Source organism: Halolamina salina, from assembly GCF_042678005.1.
GTDB lineage: Archaea > Halobacteriota > Halobacteria > Halobacteriales > Haloferacaceae > Halolamina > Halolamina salina.
The window spans coordinates 29,546-34,314 of sequence record NZ_JBHUDH010000103.1 but is presented as its reverse complement, the minus strand read 5'-3'; the positions used below and the strand labels follow the sequence as shown (position 1 = coordinate 34,314).

At 70.2% G+C, this 4,769-nt stretch carries 4 protein-coding genes and 3 pseudogenes (1 of these 7 cut by a window edge); 4 read left to right on the top strand and 3 right to left on the bottom strand.

The annotated features are described in order from the left end of the window. The 3 genes and pseudogenes from ACFR9S_RS09570 to gfo6 form a co-directional block, all read right to left on the bottom strand. A pseudogene (locus tag ACFR9S_RS09570) lies at nt 1–301 on the bottom strand (SDR family NAD(P)-dependent oxidoreductase); the annotation flags it as partial. Nucleotides 302–431: 130 nt separating this feature from the next. Next, a pseudogene (locus ACFR9S_RS09565) lies at nt 432–749 on the bottom strand (SDR family NAD(P)-dependent oxidoreductase); the annotation flags it as partial. Nucleotides 750–1,018: 269 nt separating this feature from the next. Further along, nucleotides 1,019–2,119 carry a D-xylose 1-dehydrogenase Gfo6 gene (gene gfo6, locus ACFR9S_RS09560; RefSeq protein WP_379818502.1) on the bottom strand — a complete coding sequence of 367 codons (1,101 nt, stop codon included), beginning with the start codon at nt 2,117–2,119 and terminating at the stop codon, nt 1,019–1,021. A gap of 88 nt (nt 2,120–2,207) precedes the next feature. Here gfo6 and ACFR9S_RS09555 point away from each other — a divergent pair, with 88 nt between their 5' ends. The 4 genes and pseudogenes from ACFR9S_RS09555 to ACFR9S_RS09540 all read left to right on the top strand — a co-directional run. Beyond that, nucleotides 2,208–2,702 carry a cupin domain-containing protein gene (locus ACFR9S_RS09555; protein WP_379732808.1) on the top strand — a complete coding sequence of 165 codons (495 nt, stop codon included), beginning with the start codon at nt 2,208–2,210 and terminating at the stop codon, nt 2,700–2,702. Nucleotides 2,703–2,814: 112 nt separating this feature from the next. Beyond that, nucleotides 2,815–3,090: a hypothetical protein gene (locus ACFR9S_RS09550; protein WP_379818501.1), complete on the top strand. Its 276-nt coding sequence runs from the start codon at nt 2,815–2,817 to the stop codon at nt 3,088–3,090. A 78-nt stretch (nt 3,091–3,168) separates the two neighbouring features. Continuing rightward, entirely contained in the window at nt 3,169–4,056 is an 888-nt protein-coding gene (locus tag ACFR9S_RS09545; RefSeq protein WP_379730947.1) for a winged helix-turn-helix domain-containing protein, read from the top strand. A gap of 72 nt (nt 4,057–4,128) precedes the next feature. Then, nucleotides 4,129–4,769 (top strand): annotated as a pseudogene (locus tag ACFR9S_RS09540) (ABC transporter ATP-binding protein); it runs 317 nt beyond the window's last position.

Here is a 4,769-nt window from a genome sequence, read left to right as displayed (position 1 = left end):
GGCGACGGCCCAGCCGCCGAGCGAGCCGACGAACGTCGACGTCGACGACGGCGCCGGTCATGTAGCTCGCCCGCTCCGAGCAGAGGAAGTCGATCAAGTCGGCGGCCTCCTCCGGCTGCCCGAGCCGGGCGAGCGGCAGCTCCTCGGTGAACTCACGGATGCCCGCCTCGGTCCAGAGCCCCGAGTCGGTCGTCAGCGGCGTGTCCATCAGCCCCGGGACGACGCAGTTCACCCGGACGTGGGGGGCGAGCTGTTTGGCCAGCCCCTTCGTGAGGCCGAAGACGCCCGCCTTCGAGGCCGAGTAGTGGACGCCGCCGCTGGCCGAGCCCTGCTTGCCGGCGCCCGAGGAGACGTTGACGACGGGGNNNNACGGCGCCGCGCCCCCGCTCGTACATCCGCGGCGCGGCCGCGTGGACGAGGTTGTACTGGCCGGTGAGGTTCACGTCCAGCACCTCGTGCCACTCCTCGGGGCCGAGGTCGCCGATCCACACGTCCCGGGAGATGGCGGCGTTGTTGACGACCGCGACCACGTCGGCGTCGGCCTCCACGTCGTCGACGATCTCCTGAACGCGCTCGTGGTCGCGCACGTCACCGACGTACCCCCGTACGTCGTCGAACTCCGCGGCGACCTCGCTGATCGCCTCGTCCACGTCGATGCCCGCGACGAGGTCGTAGCGCTCCCGGAACAGGTCGACGGTCGCGCGCCCGATCCCGCTGGCCGCGCCGGTCACGATCGCTGCGTCGGTCATACGCCCGCGGTTGCCCCGGACCGACTTACGTGTTCGCCCCGGCGGCCGGCGACGGCCCGGCCGGGACCCGTGGATTTATGCCGTTCTCTCGGTTACGTACGGCCGTCGACCGACACGGCGCTTTTCTCGCCGTAACGTCGACAATCCAACACAGCGCTCGACCGCGTGGCGAGGGGTCCGCCACCATCGGCGCACCGTCGGACCGACCACGGGGGCCACCCGGTCCGACACATCCGCCTCCCCCGCCCTCTCCACCCTTCCGACGCCGATCAGCGCCGGGTGAGCGTCACTCGCTCGCCCGACTCGGCCGCCTCGTAGATCGCGCCCATGATCGCCACGTCCGTCAGCCCGTCGTGGCCGTCGGGTTCGGGCGGCGTCCCCGTCAGCACGCAGTGGGCGAAGTAGTCGAACTCCTCGCGGGTCTCGTCGGCGCCGATCCCCGAGAGCTCCACCTCGCCATCGCCGGTGGTCACCCGGACCGTCCGGTCGCCGCCGGGCACGAACGCGTTCTCGATCCGGACCCGGCCGTCGCTCCCGACCAGTTCCAGCCACGAGTCCGCCTCGCCGCTGAAGCTCGCCGTGAACTCGCCGACGACGCCCTCCGGGAACGACGCGAGGACGTGGACGTGCTCGTCGGCGAAGCGCGGGCTGTCGGGGTCGTCCGGACGGTCGCCGAACGGCTCGCTCGCGCGGGCCATCGCCTCGACCGCGCCGGGGTCGGCGCCGAGCAGGTACCGCGTCGTGTTGAGCGGGTAGACGCCCACGTCCATCAGCGCGCCGCCGCCCGCGAGTTCGGCGTCGAGCCGCCACTGGTCGGGACCGTTCGACCCGGCGAGGACGGGGAACGTGAACTCGCCCATCGCCTTCGTCGGCTCGCCGATGCCGCCCCGCGAGACGAACGAGCCGAGCGCGCGGATCACGGGGTCGGCCTGCATCCGGTAGGCGGTCATCAGCGTCACGCCGGCGTCCTCGCAGGCGTCGACGCCCGCCGTGGCGCGCTCCGTCGTCGCCTCCAGCGGCTTCTCACAGATCACGTGCTTCCCGTGGTCCGCCGCGGTGCGGATCTGGTCGAGGTGGATGCGGTTCGGCGTCGCGACGTAGACGGCGTCGTAGGCGTCGACGGCCTCGCCCTCGGCGTACCCCTCGTAGCTCAGCGGGACCGCGCCGTGTTCGTCGGCCACGCGCTCGGCCTTCTCGGGGTCGCCGGAGACGACGGCGCCGACCTCGGCGTAGTCGCCCGCCTCGATCGCCGGGATCGAGACGTTCCGGGCGTAGTTCCCCAGCCCCACGACGGCGATCGAAACCGTTCCCTCCGGGTCGGTGTCCCAGTCGCGGGTCGAAGCCGCGTCGACGAGTGCCTGCAGGTCCATACCTCCGGGTGGGGACGCGGCCGGGAAAACGGTTGGCGAAAGGGAAGAACCGAGTGGAGTTTTGTCGGTTCGAACATGGCTTCCCCGCATGGAGCCGGTGAACGAGGCCGACCTGTCGTGGACGGAGACCGAGCACGGGGAAACCGCGTTCCGGCGGAAGAAACTCGCGGCCGCCGCGACCGAGGAGGGGGACGACCCCGATCTGGGCTGTAGCCTCTACGAACTCCCGCCCGGGAAGCGCTCGTGGCCCTACCACTACCACACGGGGAACGCCGAGGCGTTCTACGTGCTCGCCGGGCGCGGGCTGCTCCGGACCGAGGACGGGGAGCACGACCTCCAGCCGGACGACTACGTCGCCTGTCCGACGGGGGCGGCGGGCGCCCACCGCGTCGTCAACGACGGCGACGAGCCGCTACGCTACCTCGCGCTGTCGACGATGCGCGAACCCGACGTGACCGTCTACCCAGATTCCGGAAAAGTCGGCGTCTACGCGGGTTCGCCGCCCGGCGGGGAGGACGAGCGCGACGTGTCGGGCTACTACGACCGCGACGCGACCGTCGACTACTGGGCCGACGAGGAGTGAGTCGGTTCCAGACATCGCCCCGAAGAGTCCGTGAAATCCGTTTCAGTAACGCCGCTTACAAAAATGTAATTCAGATTATCTTAATGGTGCCGGCAGTCGTAGCACGACGTGTATGACGGGACCCAACCCACCAACCCCACGATCCACGACTCCCGGCGCGCGCGAACCGAGGCTCGGCACCTCCTCGGGGATGCTCGTCGGCACGCTGTTCATGGGCGTCGTGCTGCTCGGCGGGCTGTTCACCGCGGTCACGTCGCCGGCGCTGTTCACGGGGCTGGCGGTCGGCCTCGGCGTCGGCGCCGCCGCCGGCGTCGTCGCCACCCGCCGGCGGGCGTCCCGGGACAGGCAGTTCTGCGTGCCGCGAACGGGCGCCTGTGTCCGGCTATGACCCGCAGAGTCTAATCAGTATTTTTACATAAGTGCAGTTCACCGAACACTTTTTCGGGTTCGCCGCCGGATTTCCCCTATGAGCGAACGGATCGGGCCGATTCAGGGCGGTGGCGAGGGCGTCGAGCCCGCCGACGCGTTCGGGCTGGTGGCCAACGAGACGCGGCTCGCGATCCTCGAAGCGCTGTGGACCGCCGACGACTCGCCGGTACGGTTCTCCGCGCTGCGCGAGGACGTGGGGATGCGCGACAGCGCGCAGTTCAACTACCACCTCGACAAGCTGACCGACCAGTTCGTCAGGAAAGTCGACGAGGGGTACGAGCTGCGCCACGCCGGCGAGAAGGTCGTACAGGCGGTGCTCGCAGGGTCGTTCACGGAGCACCCGACGCTCGACCCCATCGACGTGGGCGACCCCTGCGTGAACTGCGGCGCCGACCTCCGGGCGACCTACGAGGACGAGCGGCTCTGTATCGAGTGCCCCGACTGCGGCTACGGCCACGGCGAGTACGCGTTCCCGCCGGGCGGGCTGACCGACCGGACCGACGAGGAGGTGCTGGCGGCGTTCGACCAGCGCGTCCGCCACCTCCACTGCCTCGCGAAAGACGGCGTCTGCCCGGAGTGTAGCGGCCGGATGGAGACCACCGTCGAGCGCGCCGAAGACTGCTGTCTCGGGGGGTCGCTCACCGCGATCCACCGCTGCTCGCAGTGTAACCACCAGCTCTGCTCGGCGGTCGGCCTCGCGCTGCTGGACGACAGCGTCGTTGTCGGCTTCCACCGCGAACACGGCGTCTCGCTGTCGGAGCGACCGTACTGGACGCTGTCGTGGTGTGTCTCCGACGACGCGATCGAACTCGTCGGCGAGCAGCCCCAGCGGTTCGAAGTGACGATCGAACTCGACGACGAGGCGCTGACGGTGACGCTGGACGACGACCTGAACGTACACGACACCGAACGCTCCGCGGTCTGATTCTCGCTCCGACTTCGTTTCGCCGCCGCACGCTCCCCAAAGCCTATGCCACGACCAGCCGGCCGTCCCGCCATGGCGACAGAGTCCCCGCCAGCCGTCGAAATCGACGGCCTCCACAAGCAGTTCGGCGACGTGACCGCCCTCCGCGGCATCGACCTCACCGTCGAGCGCGGCGAGGTGTTCGGCTTCCTCGGCCCGAACGGCGCCGGGAAGTCGACGACGATCGACTGCCTGCTCGACTACCTCCGGCCGACCGAGGGCCGTGTCGAGGTGTTCGGTATCGACGCCCAGCAGGAGTCCGGTCGCGTCCGCCAGCGCGTGGGCGTGCTCCCGGACGGCTACGACACCTTCGCTGAGTACACCGCCCGCCAGCACGTCGAGTACGCGATCGCCTCCAAAGGCGCCGACGCCGACCCCGACGCCATGCTCGACCGCGTCGGACTCGCCGGCGAGGAGGAGCGCGTCGCCGACGACTTCTCGAAGGGGATGACCCAGCGGCTCATGCTCGCGATGGCGCTCGTGGGTGAGCCCGACCTGCTCGTCCTCGACGAGCCGTCGACCGGGCTGGACCCCAACGGCGTCCGGTTGATGCGCGAGATCGTCCGGGAGGAGGTCGACCGCGGCGCGACCGTGTTCTTCTCCAGCCACATCCTCGATCAGGTCGAGCGCGTGAGCGACCGCGTGGGGATCCTCGCCGACGGCGAACTCGTGGC